Raw genomic sequence first — 26,930 nt, 5'->3', positions numbered from 1 at the left:
GTCAGGCAGTAGTACCGAATGGACTAAACTTCCATACTTACCAGCGCGTTACCCCGTAAAACCGGAATTACATCGTAGAGGTCATGCTGTAGACAGTAGGTAATATCCTTCTGAATACCAAGGCGTTGCAAACGGCGAATGTGCGACGAATTCGCCAGATACGATGTCAGGTTATCTTTGCCCTGACCGTACAACCGCCACGCCATGATAGCGCTGTCCTCGGCCATCGCATAACTCTCTTTCAGTCGATCGACCAGCGCCCCGGCGTAGAGCGTATCTTCGAGGTTAAAGCGTCCTTTCCAGCCCGCACACAGCACCATTACGTCGTAGGGTTCGCTTTTGAGGTAGCGCGCAATGGCGTCCAGGTTCAGGAACGAGCCTACCAGTACTTTCACGGCGGCCCGTGAGCGGGTGAGCGCCAGCGTACCGTTGGTAGTGGTCATGGCGATGTTGGCACCCCGGATCTGGTCGTCCATGTACGTAAAGGGCGAGTTATCTAACTCAAAGCCTTCGACCTTTTTGGCATTACGTTCGGCCGCGGCCAGGTAACCGCGTTCCCGCCACGCCTGGCATTCTTCAACCGTCGCAACGGGAATAATCGTGTTTACTCCGTAGGCAAAGGCCGTAACCATGCAGGAGGTAGCCCGAAAAACGTCAGCAACGACAACAATGGTGTTCTCCATGTTGTGCAGGTGCAGCAACTCCGGGGTCAGACAAACGTCAATTTGTTTCATGGGAGTGACCTGCGACCAGTGTCAGACAGAGACCGGCCGCAGACAGAATTATTTTTTTACGAAGGGGAGTTTTATGACCTGTGCCTTGAGCAGCCGGTCGCGGACTTTCACGAAGATTTCGCTGCCGGGTTTGCTGGATGCTGTTGGTACGTAACCCAGGCCGATGCCTTTGCCCAGCGTGGGTGACTGCGTGCCGGACGTTACCTCGCCAATAACGTTTCCGTTAGTGTCGGCCAGCTCGTAATGACCCCGTGGAATACCCCGGTCGATCATCTCGAACCCAATCAGTTTTTTCGGGACGCCCTGCTCTTTCTGCTGTTTCAGTACGTCGGCGTCAATGAAATCATGGGTGAATTTGGTTACCCAGCCCAGCCCCGCTTCGATAGGCGAGGTTTCATCGGTGATGTCGTTGCCGTAGAGGTTGTAACCCATTTCGAGCCGCAACGTATCGCGCGCGCCCAGACCAATGGGTTTAATGCCGTACGGTTCACCGGCTTTCATGATCGCATTCCAGACGCCCTCGGCCTGCTCGTTTGATACGTAGATTTCAAAACCACCCGCGCCGGTATAGCCCGTAGCTGAAACAATTACGTTGGCGTAACCGACAAAGTCCGTCTTCTCGAAGGTATAATAACCCATCGAGTCAAGTTTGGCGGGCGTCAGTGATTCGAGGGCTTTGGCCGCCATGGGTCCCTGGACGGCGAACAGGCACATGTCAGCCGATATGTTTACCATCGTCAGATCAGCGTCGGCGGGTTTGTGCTGGCTGATCCAGTCCCAATCCTTATCGATGTTCGACGCATTGACCACGAGCATGTATTCCTGATCGCCGAGCCGGTACACCAGCAGATCGTCGACAATACCGCCCCGGCCGTTGGGCAGGTAGCTGTACTGCACTTTGCCATCAAACAACGTACTGGCGTCGTTGGCCGACACGCGTTGAATCAGCGCCAGTGCATCGGGACCTTTGAGCATAAACTCGCCCATGTGCGACACGTCGAAAATGCCGACGCCGTTGCGAACGGTATTGTGTTCGTCCAGATCGGATGAGTAACGAACGGGCATCTCGAAGCCCGCAAACGGCACGATCTTCGCGCCCAGTTGCTGATGAATATGATGGAGAGGTACCTGCTTAAGCGACATTTCCGCGGGGGTTATCCCGCAAATTTACGAAGCGAACCACGGCTTTCCATCAATCGCACTCAATGAAGGCTGAAGTTGATAGGCAGGTTATACTTAACCTTGACTTTCTTGCCGCGTTGAATACCCGGTTTCCAGTGGCCGTTCATAATTTTAGTCACCCGAAGAGCTTCCTCGTCTACGTCTGGATGGATACCTTTCAAGACTTCGTAATCGCATAACGACCCATCTTCGCAAACGACGAAACTGACGAAGACACGACCCTGAATACGCTCCCGCTGGGCGGATGCGGGATAGCGCAGATTGCTGGATAGAAACTGACCCAGTCCTTCCATACCTCCCTCGAACTGGGGCTGTACTTCCCGATCTTTATACCGTAGCGTATCGTTACCCTGGGTAATGGATTTTCCGCCCAGAAAAGCACCTTTGTCGTACGTCTCGTCGTAGAAATAGGAGTCGTCCGAGTAGTTCCCTGTCCAGCGGCCGTGTTTGACACCGTCCAGGTAAAGGCCCTCTTCGATAAACTTTATCGATTCCTTTGACCAGACGGGGCTTTCGTAGCGAGCTAGTCCGTTTCCATCTTTAACCAATTGCCTGCCGTCGCTGGTCCAGAGTGTTCCTACCGTTTCGGGATTATTGGCACTTCCGGGCGTGGGTTACTTCGTGCTTCTGGTTTGCTTAAGCTGTCCCGTTGGGTACCAGCTGGTCGAAGAAGTAGACTCTTTATCGCTGTAGGTTTGCTGCTGGACGATACCGTTCTCATGATACGTCGTTTGCATTCCGTCGGGAATACCGTTCTGATAGTGTTGCTGCTCAAGCAGATCTCCCGTCATCGACAGTGTGTACACAGTACCCGTCCAGGAATGGTCATCCGTTTGCTGACCAACGACTTGCGCGGCCGGACCTGACAGATTGGCCGGTCGTAGCCTGTTGACAAATTTGGTGCGGGATACCGCCTGCCAATTCGTGCCTTTACCTTTTTCTAAAATAACATCCCCGTTGTTGATACCATTGGCATCCAGCGGAGTGATCTGGCGAAAACGCGCCTGTTCACTTCCCATTGGGACGAAGGCATATTTTGCGTCAAAATGATCAATTCGCGCCCCGTTTGCGTACACGAACGGTTCGTTCGCCTTGAACAGCACCGGGAAGTTGATGGCCTGACGTACCCGTTCTCCACCTTTCCGGGCGGGTTGCCAGGCATTAAACAAGCTAAACACCCGGACTGCTTCCCGGTCAGCATCTGGCGAATTACTGGGAATGGCTTTTACCTCGGTTAGCCGACCGTCGGGCTCGATGATACCCGTTACTGTAGTCCGAACGGCTTTGCCAGCAGCTTGTGCAGCTATTGGTTTGCGCAGGTTGGTTTGCAAAAATAGTTGCAAATAAGCCATGCCCCCTCTGGGTTGAGCCGCACTGTCTACTTCAAACTGCTGGTAAACAGGCTGCTGCGCAAAAAGAGGGGAACTAGCAAACACTAGGAAAAAGAGTAGAGAGAATTTCATGAAAGGTTGATAGAATACAGAGTGGACACGAACGTACTAAAAAAACGGATTAATTGAAGCGCTTGGTGACGTAGAAAAATTCGATGGGCAGACTAAAACCAGTTCGTACTTTTTTGCCGTGTCGGGTTGCCGGTTTCCAGTGGCCGCTCGTCGCTTTGACAACGCGTAACGCTTCCTGATCGAGGGCGGGGTGAACGCTTTTCGTTACCTCGTAGTTGCACAGCGTACCATCTTCGCAGACGACAAAGCTGACAAATACCTCTCCTTCGGCCCGATCCTGTCGGGCGTCGGCGGGGTACTGCGCCGTTTTCCACAAAAAAGCTCTTAAATCAGCCGGACCGGATTCAAAGGTTGGTACTTGAGCGACCGCCGTGTAGGTCAGCGTGTCTTCACCAAACTGTTTTGCCCTGCCAAGTTTGAGAGTCCCCTTACTGAACGTCTCGTCAACGTAATACGAATCGTCCGAATAGCGACTGATCCAGCGGCCCTGTTTCTGGCCTTTCTCGTAGCGACCTTCTTCTCGAAACGTTACTATCTGCGCAGGGTCTTTTAACGATTGAACCTGGTATTCATAATAGGCTGACCCATTTCCGTTGTCGACCAATTTTTTTCCGTCTTCGCTCCAGAAAGCATCTAGTTTAACTGGCATAACCTCGGTAGGGGAGTCGGTTTTCGAGGATGTCCAGACTTGCTTGAGTTGCCCGTTGGTGTACCAGGTCAGCACTGACTGCGTTTCTTTATTGGGCTCTCCAGCGTGCTGTACAGCGCCATTGGAATAATACGTAGTGGTCTGTCCCGTTGGGTGCCCGTCTTTGTAATTGGCGTAACGAAGGCGGTCACCGTCCTGCTTCAGAATGTACTGAGGACCGTACCAGGTGCGGTTGGCCGTCTGGTAACCAACATACACAATCGAGTCTGGTCCCGTTTCGTTCTTTTCTGCTTTTCGCACAAAAGGGATGCGGGTGAGCGCTTCGAAAGCTCCCTTTGATTTGCCATACAAAATCATGTCACCCGTTGGAATACCATCTGCAGTCATGGGTGTGAGTTGCTTGTAGCGAATCTGGTCATTGCCTTCAGGGACGGGATTTCGGTAAGCGTCGAAGTACTCAATCTTGATGCCGTCCCGATAAACGAAGGGATCGTTCGCTTTGAAAAGAACAGGGAACGTAACGGACTGCCGAACGGCTACTCCATTCTTTTGGGCAGGCTGCCAGGCGTTGAACAGACTGAACACCCGAACCGCTTCCTTGTCCATATCCGGTGACGCGCTGGGAATAGCGGTTACGCTGGTGATACGGCCATCAGCTTCGACGATGCCTGTCACGGTCGTTCGAACGGCTTTACCGGTTGCCTGCTCTGGTACAGGTTTTCGTAGGTTGGCCTGTATAAACATATTCAAAAAAGGGAGGCCACCGCGGGGTTGAGCAACGCTGTCGACTTCAAAATGCTGATAAACAGATTCCTGAGCCAGAAGGGGAAACGTAACGATAAGAAGGAGAACGATGCCGCCTATTTTCATGAAAGGTTGATAGGATAATTGCTTCATGTGGATGCCACGAAAATAACAAAAACGTCTTGTTCTACTGAAAAATGGTCAGGATTACAGCCGGGCCGCCGGGCGGATTAACAGGTTTTTTAAATCCTGCAAATCCGCCCGGCGGCCCGGCTGTAATCCTGACCATTTTACTATCTATTCTAATTTTCTCCGTATCATTCGGCATGAATACGACTATATCACCCCGCCGGTTGAAGGCCATTCTGGGTGGCTCGGTGGGCAATTTGGTTGAGTGGTACGACTGGTACGCCTACTCGGCCTTCTCGCTCTATTTCTCGGCGTCCTTTTTCCCGAAGGGTAATGCCACGGCGCAGTTACTGAACACGGCGGGTATCTTCGCGCTGGGCTTTCTAATGCGTCCCGTCGGCGGCTGGGTGTTCGGGCGGATTGCGGACCAAATCGGACGTAAGCGATCCATGACATTGTCGGTCCTGCTGATGTCGATGGGTTCACTGCTGATCGCCCTGACACCAACGTACCAAACGATTGGTATCGTTGCGCCAATTCTGCTGCTGCTGGCAAGGCTGTTACAGGGGTTGAGCGTTGGGGGCGAGTATGGCGTGTCGGCAACCTACCTGAGTGAGATGGCTACGCCCGACCGGCGTGGGTTCTATTCAAGTTTTCAATACGTAACGTTGATTGGTGGACAGTTGATTGCCCTGGGAATTCAGCTTATTCTCCAAAAACTGCTGCTGACTGAGGAGGAGCTGCACGCCTGGGGCTGGCGGATTCCGTTTGTAATCGGAGCCCTACTGTCGGTGGTGGCGCTCTACCTGCGGCAGCATCTGGACGAAACGCATGCCTTTGAAGCGCAGCAGGCTAAAAAAGAAAAAGGTACGCTGAATGAGTTGCTGCAACATCCCAAAGCGCTCCTGACCGTAGTGGGATTAACGGCGGGCGGAACGCTGGCGTTTTATACCTACACGACCTACATGCAGAAGTTCCTGGTCAATACGGTTCACCTGACAAAGGGCCAGTCGACGCTGGTGTCGTTCCTGTCGCTCCTGATCTTTGCCAGCCTACAGCCACTGTTTGGTCTGTTGTCAGACAAAATTGGTCGTCGCCCGCTGCTGCTGGGTTTCGGCGTATTTGGTACGCTGGGGACGGTGCCACTGCTGACGGCATTGAGCCATGCGTCTGGCCAATGGGAAGCGTTTTTTATTTTACTGGCGGCTCTCATTATCGTGAGTGGTTACACCAGCATTAACGCGGTTGTCAAAGCCGAACTTTTCCCCGCCGAAGTACGAGCGCTGGGCGTTGGGTTACCCTACGCGCTGGCAGTTGCCGTGTTTGGTGGCACCGCCGAATACATTGCGCTCTGGTTCAAAAATGAGGGACACGAGTCCTATTTCTACTGGTATATCACGGCGGCCATCGCTGCTTCACTGCTGGTATATGTGTTCATGAGTGAGACGAAACGTACATCAAAACTGAATCAAGATCCGGCATAGATGCTGGCCCTTGCCTATACGGCTAAGCCGCATATTTTAAAATTTATTAAAATATGTTACGTTTCTGTGGCTGGTGCGGACGATCAGATTACTTTTCTGCGTATCATTCGGGATGAATGCATTACCTACCCGTAAATTATTGACGCTGGCAGTTGGCTTGGCTTTGTTTTCGCCTGCCACATACGCGCAGAAATCAGCTACTCCCGTATACAAGAATGCAGCCGCCCCGGTTGATAAACGGGTGCAGGATTTGCTGAAGCGAATGACGACCGAAGAAAAAGTCGGTCAGTTATCTACACTGCTGGGCTGGGAAATGTACCAGAAGCAGGGCGACAACGTATCGGTCAGCGATAAATTCAAGAAGGCGGTTAATGAAGAACACATTGGTATGCTCTGGGCTACGTTACGTGCCGACCCCTGGACGCAGAAAACGATAAAAACGGGTTTAAATCCAGCCCTGGCCGCTCAGGCGACCAACGCCCTCCAGAAATACGTCATCGAGAATACACGGCTAGGCATTCCTATGCTGTTGTCCGAAGAATGCCCGCACGGCCACATGGCCATCGGCACAACCGTTTTCCCAACGGCGCTGGGGCAGGGGAGCACGTGGAACCCGGCCCTGATTAACGAAATGGCAACTGCCATTGCGCAGGAAGCACGCTTGCAGGGCGCTCACGCCGGTTATGGACCCGTTCTTGATCTGGCGCGCGAACCGCGCTGGTCGCGGGTGGAGGAAACCTACGGCGAAGATCCGATTCTAAATAGTCAGATGGGGGTTGCGATGGTGACGGGCTTCCAGGGGAAAGGCCTGAAAAGTGGCGTCAACATCATTTCGACGCTCAAACACTTCGCGGCTTATGGCGTCCCCGAAGGGGGGCACAACGGAGGAAGTGTCGCCACCGGACCCCGCGAACTGATGCAGGTGTATCTGCCCCCGTTCCGGGCGGCCGTGAAAGCTGGTGCCTTGTCGATTATGACGGCGTACAATTCCATCGACGGCGTTCCCTGTACGGCTAATCCATACTTGTTGAAGACTGTTTTACGTAAACAATGGGGCTTTCAGGGCTTCTCGGTGTCAGATCTGAGCAGTATTTCAGGACTGCGGAGTAATCACCACACGGCCGTGAGTGCTGCCGAAGCGGCTGCGCAGGCCATCAACGCCGGACTGGATGCGGACTTGAGCGGTTACGGATTTGGTAAACCGCTACTGGAGGCAATCAAACAAGGCATGGTATCGGCCGCCGTGCTGGATACGGCGGTAAGCCACGTACTGCGCCAGAAATTTCAGTTGGGTCTGTTCGAAAACCCGTATGTATCGCCTGAGAAAGCAACGGCTGGTGTACGGAATACCGCCCACGTCAATCTGGCCCGACGCGTGGCTCAGGAGTCGGTTATTCTGCTGAAAAACGATAAAAACCTGCTGCCGCTGAATAAGCAAACCAAGCGCATTGCTGTCATCGGTCCCAACGCCGACAACGTCTATAACCAACTTGGTGATTACACAGCTCCACAGGCCGACGGTAACGTAGTAACGGTATTACAGGGGATCAAAAACAAAATAGGTAACTCTGCCAGCGTTACGTACGTAAAAGGCTGCGCTATTCGCGACACAACGAATGCTAACCTTGCTGAGGCCGTGCAGGCGGCTCAGCAGGCCGACGTAGCCGTAGTGGTGCTGGGCGGCTCCAGCGCCCGCGATTTCAAGACGGAATACCAGAATACGGGCGCGGCTACGGTAAAGGCGGGAGAAGGTGTCGTAAGCGATATGGAAAGTGGCGAAGGCTTTGACCGCGCCAGTCTGGATATGCTGGGCAAGCAACTGGATCTGCTGAAAGCCGTGATGCAGACCGGGAAACCAGTCGTTCTGGTGCTGATCGAAGGACGTCCGCTGAATTTAAACTGGGCTGCGGCTAACGTACCTGCTATCGTCAATGCCTGGTATCCGGGGCAGGAGGGGGGCAACGCTATCGCCAATGTTCTCTTCGGTGATTACAACCCCGCCGGCCGTCTGCCGATTTCCGTTCCCAAATCGGCGGGGCAACTGCCGGTGTATTACAACTACAAAAAGCCGTCTCGCCACGATTACGTTGAGATGGACACCAAGCCGCTTTATCCGTTTGGTTATGGACTGAGCTACTCAAAATTTGACTACAGTAATCTGAACGTATCGGTATCGGAAACGGGCAATGACGTAGCGGTTACGGTAACGATGGCTGTGAAAAATACCGGCAGCCGTGACGGAGACGAAGTAGTTCAGCTATACGTGGATGACAAAACCAGTTCGGTAGTTGGCCCATTGAAGCAACTCAAAAAGTTTGAGCGGCTGAACCTGAAAGCGGGTGAAGAAAAACTTGTTACGTTCACCCTGACCGCCGACGACCTGAAACTGTATAATCCCAGCATGAACTGGGTTGTTGAAAAAGGTGAGTTCACCGTTATGGCAGGCGCGTCATCGGAGGACATTCGCCAGAAGAAAGACTTTACCCTGACGCGGGACTTGGCGGTGAAACCGTAGACAAGATTGAGATAAAAGAGAAAAGACGTAAAAGGAAAGAGGTTCGCAGATGCACTTCTTTCCTTTTACGTCTTTGTTTTTGTCATGCTGACGAAGGAAGCATCTTAGTGTCTCCTGACTTATGCGATAGGAAACGTTAAGATGCTTCCTTCGTCAGCATGACAAAAAAGTAAATCAATCTTCCAGCAAGGGACTGGGGTACCGTAGCGTCAGCCGCTCGACACCCGCAGCGATCAGTGCATCAAGCTGATCGGAAATAGCCCCGTCGGCGATAATTTTGACCCCTACTGATTTTGGTATAGCCTGTCGAAATTGTAAGGCTACTTCCAGCGAGAAGGAATCATTACGAATTCCCGTTGCGTTTTTGATGAAATCGGCTCCAGCGTCAACTGAGAGTTTGATGAGGTGTTTCTGCTGATCAGGCGTAAGTAGCGCCGACTCCATAATAACCGTCAGGAACTTCTCGCGCGCATGAGCTAGCTTTACCAGTTTGGCTACTTCAATCTTCAACCAGTCGGCCGAGGGAGAAAAGAGGGCAGAGGTATTGAGAACAATCTCTACTTCGCTGGCTCCGTCGTTTAGTGCCCACTCCACTTCGGTCTGTTTCGCTTCCGTACGCTGGTACCCGTATGGATAGCCAACCACTGTTGCCAGTACGGCCGGGTGCGTGTCGCCCAGCTCGCGCCGGAATTTCTTCACCCAGAACGGCGCTACGGTCAGGCCCGCCATACCCAACTGCGTTACGTCATCGAGCGCGCTGTACTGCTCATTAAGCGTTACGTCAGGATGCAGTAATGCTAGTTCGATATAAGGGAACAGGTGATTCATAAGGTCAAAGAGCGAAAGAGTTAATGAGCGAAAGAGCGATTGTCCGGATGGATTTTCGCTCTTTCGCTCATTAACTCTTTCGCTCTTTATTAATTCAGGTATTTCAGCTTGATGACTTCTTTCGGCTCCAGGAAACGCCACTTACCGCGGGGCAGTTCTTTCTTGGTCAGGCCAGCGTAAGTCGTACGGTCCAGCTTGGTGACTTCGTAGCCGAAGTTCTCGAAAATACGACGCACGATGCGGTTCCGGCCCGAGTGAATTTCGATACCGACAACGTAAGCGTCGGGCGTAACGATGCTCAGCGCGTCGGGTTTGATTTCACCGTCTTCCAGCGTAATGCCCTGTTTAATGGCGTCGAAATGCTCTTCGGTGATGGGCTTGTCCAGCTCCACCTGGTAAATTTTGCGAACGTTGTACGACGGGTGCGTCAGCTTGTCAGCCAGTTCGCCGTCGTTGGTTAGCAGCAGCAGACCCGTAGTGTTACGGTCCAGACGGCCTACCGGATACATCCGGAAATTACCCGCATCAGCTACTAGCTCCATAACGGTTTTCCGTTCTTCCGGATCGTCCGTCGTCGTGATATAATCTTTTGGTTTATTCAGCAGGACGTAAACGAAGCGTTCGGGGTTCAGCACTTTTGTGCCATATTTCACCGTATCGCCCTCTTTTACTTTGTAGCCCATTTCGGTCACGACTTTACCGTTTACCGAAATGTTGCCCTGCGCGATCAGTTCGTCTGCTTCCCGACGCGAGCAAACGCCCGAGTTGGCAATGTAGCGGTTAAGCCGCGTCAGACCGGGTTCGTCATTGTGAACCGTGGCTACTGGCCGATTTTCTTTATCGCCCTGGCTGCGGTCGTTCCGAGTGGGTCGATCGTTCCGTTGCATATCGCGATTACGGGCGATTTCCAGTTCGTAGTTAGGCGCTTTCTTATATTGTCCGGTCCGGCGATCGCCCGAATCCTTGCGTTGATCGCTCGTGAAGCGGTCGTTTGGATCATAGGCACCATCCTGGCGACGGCCACGACGGGGTGTTTCGTTCCGGTCAGAACGGTTCCAGTTTTCGCGGTTCCGTTCGTCGGAGTTGCGCTGAAAACCACCTACCCGTTTGAATGCTGGTTTGTCTGAACGATCACTCCGATCCCGATTAAAGCGTGGCCGATCGTTACCACTACGGTCGTTACCACTACGGTCACTACGGCTATTATCGCCGTCCCGGTTAAAACGCGGGCGATCATTGCCACCTTCGCGGTTAAACCGTGGGCGATCGTCGTTACGATCCCGGTTGAACGATGGCCGGTCGCCACTACGGTCGTTACCACCGTCGCGATTAAAACGAGGCCGGTCATTGCCGCCACGGTCGTTGCGGTCCCGATCAAAGCGCGGCCGGTCGTTGCCACTACGGTCGTATCCACTACGTTCGTTACCACCGCGGCTGTTGTCGCCATCTCGGTTGAAGCGTGGCCGATCATTGCCACCACGATCACCCCGGTCGCGGTTAAAGGTAGGACGATCATTACCGCCCCGCTCGTTATTATCTCGGTTAAAGCGTGGCTGATCATTACCACTACGGTCGTTGCCACTACGGTCGTATCCACCACGGCTGTTGTTACCACCTTCGCGGTCGAAACGGGGGCGGTCATTGCCGCCACGGTCGTTACCACTACGGTCGTTACTGTTACGGTCCCGGTTGAAGGATGGGCGGTCTCCGCCATCCCGATTAAAGCGCGGCCGATCGCTGCCACTGCGGTCGTATCCACTACGGTCGTTACCTCCCTCACGGTTAAAGCGCGGGCGGTCATTGCTACTACGGTCGCTTCCACTACGGTCAGAGTTGTCTCTGTCGCGGTTAAAACGGGGCTTGTCGCTGTCAGACGAGCGCTCGTTGCCACTACGCTCGTATCCACTACGGTCGTTGCGCGAGCTGTTGTTAGATCGATTAAAGCGTGGAGCGTCATCCCGACGGCCGAAGGAACGACTCTCGCCATCACGGCGCGAATCTGGGCGGCCGGGGCGGTTCTGTTCTGAGTCTTGATTCATGGAAAAATACAGTAAATCGTACTGTTGTGCGTATTTGATGTGCTGATTATCAGCGGTAAGTATAATGCCCTGTTCAAAAGGGATGCAAAGGTACAGCTTTTGCAAGAATCGCTGCTACGCCTGCTGCGGACACAACGCATTTTATTGAAAAAACAATCCGAAGACGCAAGAAGTTGGCCTAAAATCGTTGTCTAAGGGGCTCACCTGTCTAACTCATGCGTAGCCTGCCACCCCACGATGACACAGAACCTACCCAATCTCCTCTATAAACCCGACCGCCGGACGGCCGATCAGTCGATTCTGAAACAGTATTTCAACTGGCTTTTTGTCAAGAAAGGACTGTATTTCCGGGATTATAATGATCTCTGGGAGTGGTCTGTTACGGATCTGGAAGATTTCTGGGCCAGCATCTGGGAGTTTTTCGACGTGCAGAGCGGAACCGACTATCGGCAGGTTGTTTTTCAACCCGATACCCTCAGTATGATTGGGACGGAGTGGTTCAGCGGGGCTACGATCAATTACGCCGAGCATATCTTTCGCCACAAAAACGCGCAGCATCCTGCCCTTATGTTCGCGTCGGAGCAACACCGACTGACCACAATCTCGTGGGCTAGCCTGGAAAAGCAGGTAGCGGCCGTCGCGGCTTATCTGAAACAGCAGGGGGTTGGCGTTGGCGACCGGGTTGCATCGGTATTACCCAATATTCCTGAAGCGGTCATTGCGTTTCTGGCTACCAACGCCATCGGCGCTGTCTGGTCGAGCTGCTCACCCGATTTTGGCACGAACAGCGTTGTTGACCGCTTTCAACAGATCGAACCAAAAATTCTGATTGCAGCTGATGGCTATACGTATAACGGGAAGCCCATCGATAAAACCGAAGATATACGGGAACTACGTATCAGCCTGCCTACCCTGCAGCGGGTGATCTGGGTGCCGTATCTCGACCCCGACAGTCGTATGGAACGGGCGACTCTCTGGGCCTCGGTACTGGAAACCTACGCACCCGACGGTTTGACGTTTGAACTTGTCCCCTTCAATCATCCAATCTGGGTGTTGTATTCGTCGGGAACGACGGGTAAGCCCAAAGCTATTACCCACAGCGTGGGAGGCTGCCTGCTCGAACACCTGAAAACGCTGGCCCTGCACCAGGACGTGCGTGAAGGCGAGCGTTACTTCTGGTATTCGACTACGGGCTGGATGATGTGGAATTTTGCGCTCGGCTCCATGCTTGTCGGTGCTACGCTGGTACTGTACGAAGGATCGGTTTCCTATCCGAATTTGAAAACGCTCTGGAAACTGGCCGAAGAGGCCCGTATCAATCATTTCGGGGGCGGGGCTGCTTTTTACCTGGCCTGCATGCGCGCCGAAGCTGATTTGACGGCAGACGGTAAACGGCTGGGCAGCGAGTTCAGGCTGGGAAATCTACGGACTATTGCGTCTACCGGATCACCCCTGCCGCCCGAAGGCTTCCGCTGGATTTATGACGCGATCAAGTCGGACGTCTGGCTGATTTCGTTCAGTGGCGGGACTGACATCTGCAGCGGTTTTGTGGGGGGGAATCTTCTCCAACCTGTCTACGAAGGGGAGATTCAGTGCCGGCTGCTGGGTTGTAAGGTCGAAGCCTACGACGAGAAGGGGTATTCGGTTCGGGGTAAACAGGGCGATATGGTCATTCTGGAACCGATGCCTTCTATGCCCATCTATTTCTGGGGGGACACCGGTAACCAGCGTTACTTCGCGAGTTATTTCGAAAAATACCCCGGCCTCTGGTGGCATGGTGATTACATCGAGATTACCGAACGGAACGGGGTTATTATTTACGGCCGCTCGGACGCGACCCTGAACCGCGATGGCGTTCGGATTGGAACCAGCGATATCTACAGCGCCATCGAAAACCTGCCCGAAGTTGCCGACAGCCTGATTGTCGGGCTGGAACAACCCGGTGGGCGCTATTTTATGCCGATGTTCGTGGTGCTGCGGAAGGGGCATACACTGACCGATGAACTGATCGCTCGCATCAAGGCTACCCTGCGAAAGCAGCTTAGTCCCCGGCATGTACCGGACCAGATTTATGCCATTGACGAAATTCCGTACACCATCAGCGGGAAGAAGGTTGAAACGCCGGTGAAAAAAATACTGGCCGGCGTCGACCCATCGCTGGCCGTCAGTCGGGATACCCTCCGGAATCCGGCCTCTCTCGACCAGTTTACGAACTTTACGGATAGACGTTAAGTCCTCGTTTGCGCCGAAAAATGAGGGGTAAATTGTACGTGAATCACCGCAGAGTAGGCTTTAACATTTTTTTAGAAAACAGTCGATAACGTGGCAAACATTTCGCTATATTCCAAACGTTTAGGGGGTATAGAAACGACTGAAGGAAGGTAGGCACCATATGGAAGAAGGACAATTAACAAACGGCGAATCGGCAACCCCAAAAGGAAGCCGGGAACATATTCGCAATGATAAATCAACGGTGCGCCTTCCCATGCTGCTGGGGCTGACGATGGCCGGTGGCATGCTGATCGGCGCTACGTTCTTTGGCGGTACCAAAAGCCTGAATACCATTGGGCGGGGTTACACGAAATACCGGGAAATCCTGCAGCTGATCGAAAATAACTACGTCGATACGGTTAATACCGATGAGCTGGTCGATTATTCAATCGAGCAGATGCTGCAGAAACTTGACCCGCACACGGCCTATCTGAATCCGCAGAACGCAGTTGCAGCCCGCTCGCAACTGGAAGGCGGCTTCGACGGAATTGGGGTCGAGTTCAACATTTATAAAGACACGGTGTACGTCGTAACGCCCATGTCGGGCGGGCCATCTGAAGCCGTCGGCATCCAGAGTGGCGACAAAATCATCAAAGTCGATGACAAGGCGCTGGTTGGTACCAAAATTGAAAACAGCGATGTCTACAAAGCGTTACGTGGCAAACGCGGTACGCCGGTCAAGCTGACGATTCTGCGCAAAGGAGACAAAGCTCCCAAAGTGTACACCGTGACCCGCGATCGGATTCCGACCTATTCAATCGATGCGGCTTACATGATTGATAACAAAACGGGCTACATCAAAGTCAACCGCTTCTCCGAAACAACTTACGATGAGTTCAAGACGGCGCTGGCGTCGCTGAAAAGTCAGGGGATGAAGCAGTTGATGATGGACCTGCGCAATAACCCCGGCGGCTACATGGATCGGGCAACCAGCATTGCCGACGAATTTATTTCGGGTAACAAAATGCTGGTGTACACCAACGGGAAAGACAACCGCTACGACCGTCAGACGTTTGCGCGCATTGCGGGTCAGTTTGAAGAAGGGCCGCTGGTCGTGCTGGTGGATGAGGGGAGTGCCTCGGCTTCGGAAATTGTGGCGGGTGCCCTGCAGGACCATGACCGCGCCCTGATTGCGGGTCGGCGTTCGTTCGGGAAAGGGCTGGTGCAGATGCCGGTTCAACTGAGCGATGGCTCCGAACTGCGACTCACGATCTCGCGGTACTACACACCCAGCGGACGCAGCATTCAGAAACCTTACATTCCGGGTCAGGAAGGGGACTATGAGAAAGACCTGGAGCTGCGCTCGAAGCGGGGTGAATACTACATTGCCGATTCGATCAAGAACGATCCCAAACTGAAATTCAAAACCGACGGCGGCCGGGTCGTGTACGGTGGCGGGGGAATCACTCCCGACTATTTCATTCCCCGCGATTCGAGCTGGCAGACACCGTATCTGATCAAGCTGTTTAACAAGAATCTTATTCGTGAGTACGCTGTCGAGTATGCCAACGCGAACCGGAAGCGTCTGGAAAAGCTGCCGTTCGCCGAGTTTGACCGGACGGTTACGCTGGACGATGCTTTTATGAATCGGCTGACAAAAGAGGCTGCTGCCGAAGGAGTGCCGTTCAATCAGAAGGAATACAACCGCTCGAAAGAGTATATTCGGACGCAGATCAAAGCGCTGGTAGCCCGCTATGTGTATCAGAAAAGCAACAAGGCGGGGCTGAACAACGAGTATTTCCAGGTCATTTCCGAAGCGGACGATACGTATCAAAAAGCTCTGCAACTCTTCGACCGGGCCGATAAACTGGAACACGGCATGTTCACCTACAACGCGCCGGATAAGAAGTAAGAATAGACAAAAGAGAAAAGACGTAAGAAGAAAGAGGTTAGCTGATGCGCTTCTTTCTTCTTACGTCTTTTCTCTTCTATACTGGTCTTTCTTCTTCCGTCTTATTGTCTCTTGTCTACCTACAAAGGCTGCTTCTTCTTGCTGAACTGGTAAGCAATACCCAGAAAAGACTGCATACTGCCGAGTTTGAAATCCTTGCGGGCGTAAGGCGCAATCTCAAAGGCAACGCGTAGATTAGGCACAAAGGGAATGGGTTTCACGCGGACCCCGACCTGGAGTGAGTAGCCCTCCAGCACGTCGCGGTTATCGAGGCCGTTGAGTGGGTTGAAACGCACACCCAGGCCAGTGTAATAGTTGACCTGCTGTTTCCGGACGATGTTGACCATGGGGCAGAGGGTCGTGCTAAGCGAAGCAAAGACCGTATTGGTCTGCACCCGCGCGTCGGCCCAGAACAACCGATCGGCATTGGTGCTGACGGTAACGAGGTTGTTGAATGGGTAGTAGGCTACCGATGCCTGCCCGAAAGCCGAAGCTGATACGCTGAGTAAAAGAGCAATGAATAGGTTTCTCATAGCTGCAAAACAACGATTTTTCGGCTACATAACGTAGCGGAAGCCGGCGCCAAATTGTCAGTTGCTGCATTCTTTTTCCATACAGAGGTAGAGTGATCATGCAGAATCCTGTTATTCGAAACAGCCATGCGTGTTCTGGAGTCATGGTTCTGCTAACCGACAGATAGCAAAGGTGGCCGGTAAATGAAACGCAGCCCTTGCACCAGCCAACCCGTAAAAATCAGTTACACTGGTACGTAAATACCTGCCGGTTTTTCTTTGTCGTTGGCGTGGGAACGCTGGATTGATAAAGGAGGGCTGTTTGTTCCTGGGTAGTTAACGAGCCGTTGCCGTCGTAGGTAGGGATATAAGTAGTTGCTTCGCGCATGGTGGACCGGGTACCAGCCGTTGTGAGGTCGAACGTCTGGAAAGACAAGGGCGCTCTGGTGTGCCAGAACCGGCCCGGCTTTGTTTCGACAGCCTGCGTCAGGGCAATAATCGTAAGCAATGGACGGGCGCTGAAGTTGGCGTACACCGATGCGTGCGTATCGAAGACGTATTCGGTTTCCTGCTCCGACACCACACCCGTACGTAACGTGAACCGGGCCCGCTCCAGTGTCAGGTTGCCCGCGTTATCATAGGTAAAAGAATAAGCCCGCTCAGTCGTCAGGGAGTTGGCGGGCAGCACCCGGCGGCTTTCTACAACACGGGTCAGCGCTCCGGTTGCATTATATTCGAGCACAAACGTAGACTGCACCGCGTCCGAGCGACTGAACGTCGCACTGACGGGTTGGGTCGTACTGGTGCCGTAGCTCAGGGTAATCACGTCCTGACCATTGACGGCCTCTGCTACGCGCTGATTGGTGGACATAAGCCGAAAGAGCGCTTCTTTATTGGCCGACTTTTCGCCAATGGCTGTTACGGCATTGGCGCTATAGGTAAACGTCCGGATTAGTTCGTCCGTCAGTCGGCCGCTGGTTTCCACGAGTTGGTCGGTGGTGCTGAGAAGCTGGCAAACGGGGGTTGGATCAGCCTTGTCCGTATTCTTACAGGCTGCGAATCCTATTGACAGAAGAAAGAAAAGTAGACGTAGCGAAAGACGCATAATAGATGGCATACTGGCTGATTAGACCCGTAAAACGAATGTACCGGAAAAGAGGGAAAAGTCGTAGCTTCGCAAGGAATACATCGATCAAATTAACAAACGACAACGCCATCCGTGAGGCAAAGACAACCGTTGCAAACGCTCGCTGATTGATTGTTTTGTTTGTTGACCTATTCCCTTATTTGTGCCAACCGATTCCCAGCAGTCAGCCTTAGTCGATCAAATCCGCGACATCAATCATCCCGAAGCCGTTCGTCGGTTTTTCGGGCTGTTAAAAGAGCTTATCGATATTGTCAATCTCCCCAACGGTGACGCCAAACTGGCCTTTACGGTGCGTAAGGACCAGCGGGCTATTACGGCCAACGTTAACTTCGTGTGGGGGCTTCGCCTGGTAAAACCGCACCGGGGTGAAGCCGAATATTGGTTAACTGTCAAAAAATCGTGCCAGGAACAACTGCTGAGTTACGAGGAACTGGACTTTAGCCAGATCAGTGAAAAGTCGAACTACGTAGCCGCAATTATTGGTCATTCCAATGCCCATTTGCTTTATCAGCCGGCCATTCAGCAGTGCTGGCTCGACTGCCTGCCGGAACTGGTTGAAGCCACCCGGCGGGGGCCGCACTCGGCCCGGCATAATCCTGATATCTACCGGGCGGCCGAAGACGAAGCGTACCTCAGCGAACTGATCCGGCTGGCCGCCGACCCGACACTCGGTGATCATGTACCGCGTGAGAACGGCGTGGAAGAAGACAGCGTTGACTATACGCCCGAGATTGAGTCGGTCCGGCAGCCCCTGAACCTGATCCTGTTTGGTCCGCCGGGTACGGGGAAAACGCACGTGCTGCAACCGTATCTGACCGACAAGAATTCAGATCGCGCCAGTCTGATTACGTTTCACCCGTCCTATAGCTACGAGGAATTTGTTGAAGGAATTCGGCCGGAAACGATCAACAACCAGATCAGCTACCGCATTCGGAAAGGGATTTTTCACAAGGCCTGTCTGACGGCCGTGCAGCAGGCAGGTTACGCTACCATAGCCGATTGCCTGAATGATACGGCCGATAACCGACGACAGAAACTACAAAAAGCACCGGCTCATTATTTGCTGATCGACGAGATCAACCGGGCGAACATTGCCAGCGTATTTGGTGACCTCATTACGTTGCTTGAACCCGACAAACGGCTCGGTGCTGATCATGAACTGTGGCTCACCCTGCCCTACTCGACGGAGCGCTTTGGCGTGCCGCTGAACCTGTACGTGATCGGCACGATGAACACTACCGACCGATCCATTGCGCTGCTCGACATTGCCCTGCGCCGTCGGTTTGCGTTCCGCGAAGTACTGCCCGATCCGTCGCTGCTGGGAACCGTTGAGGGCGTCGATCTGGCGCAGTTGCTGCGGACGATGAACGAGCGAATCGAATACCTACTCGACAGTGATCACCAGTTGGGGCACGCGTATCTAATGAACGTAACAACGCACGAGGATCTCTGTAATGCGTTCCGGGAGCGAATTATTCCGTTGTTGCAGGAATACTTTGTGGGCGACTGGGCTAAAATTCAGCTGGTACTGGGGGCCAACCCAGCCTGGAACAACGAACCGGAACAGCGGCTTATCCGGGTGAAAAAGAAATACACACCCGCATCAGCCAGCCGACTGTTTGGCGAGGTGCCGGAGTTTATGGATGAAGTTATTACGTACGAAATCAATCCATATCTGCAGCGCGGTGAGTATGATCAGCTACCATCCGACGTTTTTATAAAAATTTATCAGCAACCACTGTAACCTGAATGAGTCAGAGGCCGTGGTTGACTACTCTTTAACGACCGGACTTGTCCGGGCAACGACGATGAAAGCACTGGTTCTTACGGAATACAATCATTTTGAATTACAGGACGTCGCCAAACCCACCATCAAACCCAATGAGGTGCTGGTACGGGTACAGGCCGTTGGTATCTGCGGGTCTGATGTGCATGGCATGGACGGCAGCAGCGGTCGGCGGATTCCGCCCATCACGATGGGCCACGAAGCGTCGGGCATCATTGCCGAGGTGGGCAGCGACGTAAAAGACTGGGCCACCGGCGACCGCGTTACGTTCGATTCAACTGTTTACGCGCTGGACGACTGGTACAGCCGACGGGGCATGTATAACCTCAGCGACGGACGCGAAGTGGTGGGCGTTTCCACTCCTGACTTCAAACGGCAGGGCGCTTTTGCCGAATACGTATCCGTGCCGCAGCACATTCTCTACGCCATTCCCGACAACGTTACGTTCACGCAGGCCGCCCTGGTCGAGCCGGTGGCGGTCGCGCTGCATGCCGTGAGTCTGACGCCCATCCACATCAACGATTCGGCCGTGGTGGTAGGCGCTGGTATGATTGGTCTATTCGTGATTCAGGCGCTGAAGCTGGCGGGTTGCGCCACGATCATCGCCATTGACCTGGACGACGACCGGCTGGCCTTGGCGAATGAATTGGGCGCTACGCACATCATCAATGCCCGTTCGGCTGACGTAGCCCAGCAGGTACAGGCGCTCACCCACGGTCGCGGTGCCGACGTATCGTTTGAGGTGGTAGGCGCCGGGCCAACTGTGAAAACAGCCATCGACTGTGTCCGGAAAGGGGCTACCGTTACGTTGGTGGGTAATCTCGCGCCCACGGTCGAGATTCCGTTACAGGCCGTCGTTACACGTCAATTGCGTTTGCAGGGCTCCTGTGCCATCAACGGCGAGTACGAAGCAGCTCTGGCGTTGATTTCCTCCGGCCGTATGAACGTCGAGGCCATCTTGAGCGCCGAGGTGCCGCTGGCTGAGGGAGCAGACTGGTTCAAACGGCTGTACGACAAAGAGAAAGGATTAATCAAAGTGGTGCTGAAACCGTAGCGGATTTGGTCACTGAACGGATTGATACTGCATGATATAGATACCGTCATTCAACTCCAGTAGGTCAGGGGTCAGTTTCTGAATAGTAGCGGGTAAGATGGTACCTGCGCAGAGCGCATACGGACAACTGGTCACAGTTGTGTAGGTGATCTCTTTTCCTTTGCCGCGAAAATGAGTAGGTGCACAGCACTGCTGGGGCAGCACAACGCCGTCCCGTCTGTAAACCAACGCACCGTTCTGTCGGTATTCGGTATCGTAAACTCCATCCGTATCATGCACGACCCACGCTGTATCGCCGATCCGTTTGCTTTGGAGCAGTTGCCAGCGCTGGAAAAGTAAATTGGCGGGACCGACGCTGGTGTCCTTGTGACAGGCGACGGAGAGCGCGACAAGAAGCAGCAGGAGATAACGAGTCATACCATTTCAATGAGTTTTGAGCAGATGACCCGATTCAGGGGCGTTGCGTTGGAAACGAATGGACAAACTATAAGGGACCTGTCTAATAGGACCCTTATAGCACTCATCCTCTGTGCGTATCTACGGCTTCACGAACTACTTGTCTACGGGAGTAACTTATCCCTGGTAAAGGCGCTTTTGCTGCAGGTAGCTAGCGAGCACCCGCAGGTTTTGCAGACATCTGCAGCCTCCGTACAGTTCCGGGAGTTCGGAGCTTCGTCGCTGGATTTTAAATTGTTTTTTTACAGTTACGATTTTCTGAAGATAGAGTTTGTGAAAAGCGATCTGCGTTTTCGGATCGATGCGCTTTTTGGGCAACATCGCATAACCATTCCGTTCCCGCAGCAGGAAGTCTGGTTTTGCAACGAAATGAACGTGGCGCTGGCAGAAAACCGTCGAAATGCGTAGACTTGTTGGTAGTGAATGATTCTAGCCTAACCCCTTCGATGGAAAAACACGCCAAGTTAAGCGAATTGCCAGCAACAGCTATCTGTGGAAATGACATCAGTTCATCCTGCCTGTACGTATCGGCCCTCAGCCTGCTGTACGCAGGTCAGTACGCGTGGATTTCGCTGCTGCTGGTAGGGGGGACCTTGTTTTTGTTCCGAAAAATTTACGGAGAAGTCGTTGGGGCGTTACCCCTCAATGGTGGAGCGTACAATGTACTGCTCAACTCGGCCAACAAATCCATGGCGTCGCTAGCTGCCTGCCTCACTATCCTGTCGTACGTAGCCACCAGTGTGATTTCGGCGAACGAAGCGATTCACTATGCTGCAATCTTCAGTCCGTCACTACCAATTATTCTGGGTACCATTGGCCTGTTGCTTCTGTTTTTTCTGCTGAATCTGCTCGGTTTAAAAGAATCGTCGAAAGCAGCGGTAGTTATTTTTATCATTCACTTGGCCACGTTAAGCATCCTGTGTCTGGTGTGCGGCTGGCATCTGATTACTGAAGGGACTGGGCAGTTTCGGCTTAATTTTACTCTCAAATCGGAACAGAGTATTCCCTTCCAGCTCTTTGCGGGCTTTTCGGCGGCTATGCTTGGTATTTCCGGATTTGAAAGTTCCGCTAACTACGTCGAAGAACAGGACCGGGGGGTATTTCCCAAGACCCTGCGGAACATGTGGATCATTGTAACCATCTTCAACCCGCTCATTGCTATCCTGGCGCTTGGCCTTATTCCCCTGGATAACGTACAGAACTACCAGCAGTCACTACTGGCGTTCATGGGCGAGCGGTCGGGGGGGCACTGGCTTTCCTGGCTGGTATCCTTCGACGCCGTGCTGGTATTAAGCGGGGCTGTTCTGACGTCGTTCGTAGGGGTAAGCGGTTTGATCAAGCGCATGACGCTGGACCGCATCTTTCCCCAGTTTCTGTTAAAGGAGAATAACCGGCAGGCTCCTTACTACATTCTACTGGTCTTTTTCGTGCTGTGCGTAGCTGTATTGCTGAGTACGGGGGGGGAACTACAGGCGCTGGCGGGTGTTTATACAATTTCTTTTCTGTCGGTGATGGGCTTATTTGGCATCGGTAATCTGTTGCTTAAACTCCGGCGAAAACGGCTTCCCCGGCCGCAGCGGGCAACATCTGGTTCGGTATTTCTGGCTCTAATCGCCGTGGGGGCAGCCTTGGCGGGTAACGTAATGTTTAATCCGCAATACGTACTGGTGTTTTTCGAATACTTTATCCCGACGTTTCTGGTAGCATTGATAATGATGGACCGGACTCTGCTGCTAAGTGGGTTGTTATCGATTATCCTGTACTTGTTTCGACCGCTGAAAAGAGGTATTGAGCGATTTACCCGCTGGACCAACGAAACGATTAAGAAAATCAACGATCAGGAGTTTGTTTTCTTCTCGAAGGGTGATGATATCGCGTCACTTAACCGGGTCATGATCTATATTCAGGATAATGAAGAAACAAATCGGTTGCGTATCGTAACCATCGAAAATGAGCATTTCCAGGCCCCGGAACACCTGCACCGGGACATCGAAGCGCTTGACCGTGCCTACCCGGAGATTGATGTTACCTACGAGCGAATCCAGGGGTCTTTTGGGCCGGAACTGATCGGAGAGTTATCGGCTAAATGGCAGATTCCTACTAACTTCATGTTTATCGGTTCCCCCGGACAGCGGTTTCAATATCGGGTCGAACAACTTTGTGGGGTTCGGCTGATTATTTAGTTTTCCGGGGCCAGACCAGCACGCTAGTTTGAACCCCGAAAAACGTTGACGTAGTCTTCTCCCGCGTCAATTGCGTTTGCAGGGTTCCTGCGCCATCAACGGCGAATACGAAGCCGCTTTAGAATTGATTTCTTCGGGACGCATGAACGTCGAAGTCATTTTGAGCGCCGAGGTGCCGCTAAAGAGGCAAACTGGTTCAAACGACTGTACGACAAAGAGAAAGGGTTGATCAAGGTGGTGCTGAAACCGTAATTCAATTACCGAACGGATTGGTATTGTATGATGTACGCTCCGTCATTCAACTCCAGCAGGTTGTCTGTCAATTGCTGAATGACCACAGATTGTACCGACGCACAGAATACAGTGGGACAACTGGTAAAATCAGAATAGATAATTTTTGCTCCGTCGCGTCGGAATAAGTTTCCCCGGCAGCACTGACCCGACTGGATAACGCCATCTCGTCTGTAAACCAACGTACCGTCTTGGCGGTATTCGGTATCGTAAACTCCATCCGTATTGTATACCATCCACGCTGTATCGCCGATCCGTTTTCTTTGGAGCAGTTGCCAGCGCTGGAAAAGTAGATTGGCGGGACCGACGCTGGTGTCCTTATGGCAGGCGACGCACATGGCGAGTAGAACGGCAAACGGGAGAATACGTTTCATATCATTAATAGGGAATACAGATCAATTCACCAAAGTTTGTTTTTAAGGTTAGGCTGCTGTCAGTCAGGATATTGATTTGCCAGAAATCGCCCTGGCCGATACAGTCGACAGAGTAGCACCGCTCTGCATTATCGACGCGCGGCACTGGAATATGGTCAACAGAAGAGAAGTAGAGTCTATTGGCCTGCCGTCGAAAACGATTTGGAAAGCAGCAGGCGGCATAACGTCCATCCACTCCGTATAAAATAGTGCCATTCGGTCGGAAGCTTATGACAGACGAGGCATCAGCGGTTCTCTGAATTAATCGTCCGTCCTCGTATCTGGTCTTTGTCCAGCGCCAGGTCTGATAGAGCGGGTCGCCCGGATCGATAGACCGTTGGCAGCCTTCAACCAGAAGAAAAGCGAGCAGCAGGAGATAACGAGTCATACCATTTCAATGAGTTTTGAACAGATAACCCGATTTAGGGGCGTTGCGTTGGAAGGCAGTTATAATTCATTATTAGCCAGCTTGGAACGTCACATCCTAAAAACAAACCGACCTGATTAAGTCGTTCTAAACATACTTTCGAAAGTAACGTTTTCTCAAAAATTGTGTGCCTTGCCTGTGACCCTACGCATTCGCCCTGATGATCTGGAACATTCGCCTTATAAAGAAGCAATTCAAACCCTAACGCAGCAATGGGCGAATACCGAATTACCTGCCCAGGAACCAACCTGTCTGGATTTTACCAGATCGTTGAAAACGCTGCTTCTGACAACGCAAAGCCTAGAGCGGACTACCACTATTATTCAGGCCGTTCTCACACAGGCCGTTGCGCTGCACAAAACGTCGGACTGGGTGGATGAAGAGTTAAAATTTGAGGGCATGCTCGTGGGAGCCGACCGGGCTGATTTTCTCCGGTTTGATCTGCAGCAAACGGGCGCGGTAGACGATGAACTGCTCGACCGGTACAACGAGCGGATGAGCCGGTTTGACTAATCGCTTTTGTGCCGTGAACGAAGCACCAACTGACAGGCCATGCAGAATTACGACTGTTCGATCTTTTTGTAGTAGAAGAATGATCCAGCTTTAAGTGCTGTCGATTAGACCGCTGTAGTGGCGGTTACTAGCGTATGAGGTATGGTAAACAAAGGCTGATCGCAGGGAGTTTACGGGCTAACTAATCTACATAACCCAGTTGCCATGCAAAATCAAACCGCAGCCTATCTGACCAGTCCTAGCCCCGTTACACTGATTGTTTACCGGAAGGAGCCGTATCAATATTTTGCCGTTTTTGTGAATCAAACCAGGGAGCAGGCGGAAGATCTTTTTAAGCAAAAATATAACCTGCAACCCGAGGACAACTACGAGGTAAAAGAATACGAAAACGTCGAAAGCTACTCCGTCACCGAAGATGGTGAACTGTTGGTGAACGGCAGCTACAAATGATAAACAGGAGGGAGCGTACTACCTCTACAGGGGGTTTACGCACTTACCTCGACGTAGTCACGGTTAATGGCCTGATACTACTTTTGATGAGTTGGTCATAAGTAAAGAGCACTTCTTTCCTGCTTATCGTTTTCGGTAGCCTTGCGTGCTTTCTGACGAAATCAACTTACCCATAATGCCCCATCCCCTCCGTATTGCCATTGTTGGCCCCGGTAAAGTTGCCCACCTGCACGCGAAAGGCGTGTTGCAGACGCCCGGTACTGAACTTGTGGCCGTTTATGGCCGGACCCCCGAAAAGACGACTGCCTTTGCCCAGGTGTATGACATCCCGGCCTACAACGACGTCGCTGATATGGTGAGTCGCGAACGGGTAGACCTTTGCCTGGTCTGCACCCCGCACCCGGCCCACCGAGACCCGACAGTGGCCGCGCTGGATGCCGGGTCGCACGTGCTGGTCGAGAAACCGCTGGCGTCCTCGCTGGAAGACTGCGATGCGATGCTGGCAGCCGCCAGACGTAACGATCGCCAGTTAGGCGTGATCAGTCAGCGCCGGTTCTACGCACCCTGCCAGCGTATCCGGCAGGCCATTGACACGGGCAAATTGGGAGCTCCCGCGCTGGGCGTCGTGCAGATGTACGGCTGGCGCGACGAAGCGTATTACCAGAGCGATCCCTGGCGTGGTACGTGGTCGGGCGAGGGTGGGGGCGTCCTGGTTAATCAGGCTCCGCACCAACTCGATCTCCTGCTGTGGTACATGGGCGAAGTCGAGGAGGTCTATGGTGTCTGGCGTAACGTCAATCATCCGTACATCGAAGTAGATGATACAGCGCTGGCCATCGTGAAGTTCAAAGACGGTGGCCTGGGTAACATCGTCGTCAGCAACGCGCAGAAGCCGGGAATCTTCGGAAAAGTGCATGTACATGGACAGAACGGCGCATCAGTAGGTGTGCAGACTGACGGCGGAGCGATGTTCATTGCCGGACGGTCGAGCATAGCCGAGCCACCGGTCAACGATCTCTGGACTATTTCGGGTGAAGAAAATCAACTGGCGCAGTTCGTGGCCGAGGATACCGACTTCTTTAATCAGATTGACGCTACGTCCTACTTCTTCGGCTTACAAATCGCTGACTTCCGCGACGCCATTCGCGAAAACCGCCCACCGCTGGTCACCGGCGAAGATGGTCGTAAAGTAGTCGCACTTTTCCAGGCGATTTATGAATCGACGAGATCAGGAGAGGTGATAAAGAGCGAAAGAATGAAAGAGTGAAATCCTTCTGGTGCGATCGCTCTTTGTACCTTTCAATAACCCCACCTGCCGTTTGATCAGTGAGTTAGCTTGGTGATGGTTTGGGATTCATAACTTCTTCATAGTATGAATCTCGAACCACTCTGCCATGCAATCTCCTCAACCTGCCAGTTGGCCCGCCCGTATCCGAAAGGGGTACGCGGGCCTTTTTTTGTACGTCCTTGTCCTGACGCTGCCCGGTTGCGTAACGACGCGGATTATCACGGAGCCTGACGCTAACAACCCTGATAACGTGCCCTACGACAAAAGGACATCGACCGCCTATTTCTGGGGCCTCCTGCAACCCAAAGATTTTGAGCCGCCCTGCGACCCGAGGGCCAATCACCTCAACGGCGTAATGGTAGAAACTACGTTCGGGCAGTATCTCCTCTCGGCTGTTACGCTTGGTATCGTTAGCAAACGACGTGTCCAGTGGCGATGCATGCCCTACGTACCACCTACCGATTCTATCTGATCTATCCCG

At 52.9% G+C, this 26,930-nt stretch carries 24 protein-coding genes; 12 read left to right on the top strand and 12 right to left on the bottom strand.

What is annotated here, in order from left to right:
- Nucleotides 1-23 precede the first annotated feature (23 nt).
- The 5 genes from HU175_RS00380 to HU175_RS00360 form a co-directional block, all read right to left on the bottom strand.
- Entirely contained in the window at nt 24-734 is a 711-nt protein-coding gene (locus HU175_RS00380; RefSeq protein ID WP_176564702.1) for a 2-phosphosulfolactate phosphatase, read from the bottom strand.
- A 48-nt stretch (nt 735-782) separates the two neighbouring features.
- Nucleotides 783-1,877, bottom strand: a complete 1,095-nt coding sequence (gene gcvT, locus HU175_RS00375; protein WP_176564701.1) for a glycine cleavage system aminomethyltransferase GcvT — start codon at nt 1,875-1,877, stop codon at nt 783-785.
- Between the two features lie 59 nt (nt 1,878-1,936).
- A complete protein-coding gene (locus HU175_RS24720; RefSeq protein ID WP_228724267.1) occupies nt 1,937-2,464 on the bottom strand; it encodes an energy transducer TonB in 528 nt (175 codons plus the stop codon).
- 66 nt (nt 2,465-2,530) lie between these two features.
- Nucleotides 2,531-3,379, bottom strand: coding sequence for an energy transducer TonB (locus tag HU175_RS00365; RefSeq protein ID WP_176564700.1), 849 nt, complete (start codon nt 3,377-3,379; stop codon nt 2,531-2,533).
- 49 nt (nt 3,380-3,428) lie between these two features.
- Nucleotides 3,429-4,925 carry an energy transducer TonB gene (locus HU175_RS00360; protein ID WP_176564699.1) on the bottom strand — a complete coding sequence of 499 codons (1,497 nt, stop codon included), beginning with the start codon at nt 4,923-4,925 and terminating at the stop codon, nt 3,429-3,431.
- A gap of 173 nt (nt 4,926-5,098) precedes the next feature.
- Between HU175_RS00360 and HU175_RS00355 the strand changes: the two genes are divergently transcribed.
- Nucleotides 5,099-6,385 carry an MFS transporter gene (locus HU175_RS00355; protein ID WP_176564698.1) on the top strand — a complete coding sequence of 429 codons (1,287 nt, stop codon included), beginning with the start codon at nt 5,099-5,101 and terminating at the stop codon, nt 6,383-6,385.
- Between the two features lie 112 nt (nt 6,386-6,497).
- Nucleotides 6,498-8,900, top strand: a complete 2,403-nt coding sequence (locus HU175_RS00350; RefSeq protein ID WP_176564697.1) for a glycoside hydrolase family 3 N-terminal domain-containing protein — start codon at nt 6,498-6,500, stop codon at nt 8,898-8,900.
- A 174-nt stretch (nt 8,901-9,074) separates the two neighbouring features.
- Here HU175_RS00350 and HU175_RS00345 read toward each other — a convergent pair whose 3' ends face one another.
- Both HU175_RS00345 and HU175_RS00340 read right to left on the bottom strand, forming a co-directional pair.
- Nucleotides 9,075-9,728: a deoxyribose-phosphate aldolase gene (locus tag HU175_RS00345; protein WP_176564696.1), complete on the bottom strand. Its 654-nt coding sequence runs from the start codon at nt 9,726-9,728 to the stop codon at nt 9,075-9,077.
- A gap of 89 nt (nt 9,729-9,817) precedes the next feature.
- Nucleotides 9,818-11,767: a pseudouridine synthase gene (locus HU175_RS00340; protein WP_176564695.1), complete on the bottom strand. Its 1,950-nt coding sequence runs from the start codon at nt 11,765-11,767 to the stop codon at nt 9,818-9,820.
- Between the two features lie 237 nt (nt 11,768-12,004).
- Here HU175_RS00340 and HU175_RS00335 point away from each other — a divergent pair, with 237 nt between their 5' ends.
- Both HU175_RS00335 and HU175_RS00330 read left to right on the top strand, forming a co-directional pair.
- On the top strand, nt 12,005-13,999 hold the full coding sequence (locus HU175_RS00335) for an acetoacetate--CoA ligase (protein WP_176564694.1): 1,995 nt from the start codon (nt 12,005-12,007) through the stop codon (nt 13,997-13,999).
- Between the two features lie 160 nt (nt 14,000-14,159).
- Nucleotides 14,160-15,890 carry a S41 family peptidase gene (locus HU175_RS00330; protein ID WP_176564693.1) on the top strand — a complete coding sequence of 577 codons (1,731 nt, stop codon included), beginning with the start codon at nt 14,160-14,162 and terminating at the stop codon, nt 15,888-15,890.
- 119 nt (nt 15,891-16,009) lie between these two features.
- On the opposite strand, the gene HU175_RS00325 is transcribed toward HU175_RS00330, so the two are convergent.
- Nucleotides 16,010-16,462, bottom strand: a complete 453-nt coding sequence (locus HU175_RS00325) for a hypothetical protein (RefSeq protein ID WP_176564692.1) — start codon at nt 16,460-16,462, stop codon at nt 16,010-16,012.
- A 220-nt stretch (nt 16,463-16,682) separates the two neighbouring features.
- Nucleotides 16,683-17,546, bottom strand: a complete 864-nt coding sequence (locus HU175_RS00320; RefSeq protein WP_176564691.1) for a hypothetical protein — start codon at nt 17,544-17,546, stop codon at nt 16,683-16,685.
- A gap of 184 nt (nt 17,547-17,730) precedes the next feature.
- On the opposite strand from HU175_RS00320, the gene HU175_RS00315 reads away from it, so the two are divergent.
- Together HU175_RS00315 and HU175_RS00310 are read left to right on the top strand one after the other, a co-directional pair.
- Entirely contained in the window at nt 17,731-19,332 is a 1,602-nt protein-coding gene (locus tag HU175_RS00315) for an McrB family protein (RefSeq protein WP_176564690.1), read from the top strand.
- Nucleotides 19,333-19,396: 64 nt separating this feature from the next.
- A complete protein-coding gene (locus HU175_RS00310; RefSeq protein ID WP_176564689.1) occupies nt 19,397-20,428 on the top strand; it encodes a galactitol-1-phosphate 5-dehydrogenase in 1,032 nt (343 codons plus the stop codon).
- A gap of 9 nt (nt 20,429-20,437) precedes the next feature.
- Here HU175_RS00310 and HU175_RS00305 read toward each other — a convergent pair whose 3' ends face one another.
- Complete coding sequence (locus tag HU175_RS00305; protein WP_176564688.1) at nt 20,438-20,845, bottom strand: hypothetical protein; 408 nt, start codon at nt 20,843-20,845, stop codon at nt 20,438-20,440.
- Nucleotides 20,846-20,854: 9 nt separating this feature from the next.
- On the opposite strand from HU175_RS00305, the gene HU175_RS25050 reads away from it, so the two are divergent.
- Together HU175_RS25050 and HU175_RS00295 are read left to right on the top strand one after the other, a co-directional pair.
- Nucleotides 20,855-21,292, top strand: coding sequence for a mechanosensitive ion channel domain-containing protein (locus HU175_RS25050; protein ID WP_176564687.1), 438 nt, complete (start codon nt 20,855-20,857; stop codon nt 21,290-21,292).
- Nucleotides 21,293-21,330: 38 nt separating this feature from the next.
- Complete coding sequence (locus HU175_RS00295) at nt 21,331-23,067, top strand: APC family permease (protein WP_176564686.1); 1,737 nt, start codon at nt 21,331-21,333, stop codon at nt 23,065-23,067.
- Nucleotides 23,068-23,324: 257 nt separating this feature from the next.
- On the opposite strand, the gene HU175_RS00290 is transcribed toward HU175_RS00295, so the two are convergent.
- Together HU175_RS00290 and HU175_RS00285 are read right to left on the bottom strand one after the other, a co-directional pair.
- The gene (locus tag HU175_RS00290; RefSeq protein WP_176564685.1) at nt 23,325-23,732 is read right to left on the bottom strand and encodes a hypothetical protein; all 408 of its coding nucleotides are present in this window, start codon (nt 23,730-23,732) and stop codon (nt 23,325-23,327) included.
- A 4-nt stretch (nt 23,733-23,736) separates the two neighbouring features.
- The gene (locus HU175_RS00285; protein ID WP_176564684.1) at nt 23,737-24,159 is read right to left on the bottom strand and encodes a hypothetical protein; all 423 of its coding nucleotides are present in this window, start codon (nt 24,157-24,159) and stop codon (nt 23,737-23,739) included.
- 177 nt (nt 24,160-24,336) lie between these two features.
- Between HU175_RS00285 and HU175_RS00280 the strand changes: the two genes are divergently transcribed.
- The 4 genes from HU175_RS00280 (at nt 24,337) to HU175_RS00265 (ending at nt 26,921) form a co-directional block, all read left to right on the top strand.
- Nucleotides 24,337-24,711, top strand: a complete 375-nt coding sequence (locus tag HU175_RS00280) for a hypothetical protein (RefSeq protein ID WP_176564683.1) — start codon at nt 24,337-24,339, stop codon at nt 24,709-24,711.
- A gap of 204 nt (nt 24,712-24,915) precedes the next feature.
- The gene (locus tag HU175_RS00275; protein ID WP_176564682.1) at nt 24,916-25,161 is read left to right on the top strand and encodes a hypothetical protein; all 246 of its coding nucleotides are present in this window, start codon (nt 24,916-24,918) and stop codon (nt 25,159-25,161) included.
- Between the two features lie 175 nt (nt 25,162-25,336).
- Nucleotides 25,337-26,428: a Gfo/Idh/MocA family protein gene (locus HU175_RS00270; protein ID WP_176564681.1), complete on the top strand. Its 1,092-nt coding sequence runs from the start codon at nt 25,337-25,339 to the stop codon at nt 26,426-26,428.
- Between the two features lie 127 nt (nt 26,429-26,555).
- On the top strand, nt 26,556-26,921 hold the full coding sequence (locus tag HU175_RS00265; protein ID WP_176564680.1) for a hypothetical protein: 366 nt from the start codon (nt 26,556-26,558) through the stop codon (nt 26,919-26,921).
- The last annotated feature ends 9 nt before the right edge of the window (nt 26,922-26,930 follow it).

The sequence above is a fragment of the Spirosoma sp. KUDC1026 genome (genome assembly GCF_013375035.1).
Classification (GTDB): domain Bacteria; phylum Bacteroidota; class Bacteroidia; order Cytophagales; family Spirosomataceae; genus Spirosoma.
This window is presented reverse-complemented; position numbering and strand designations above follow the sequence as displayed.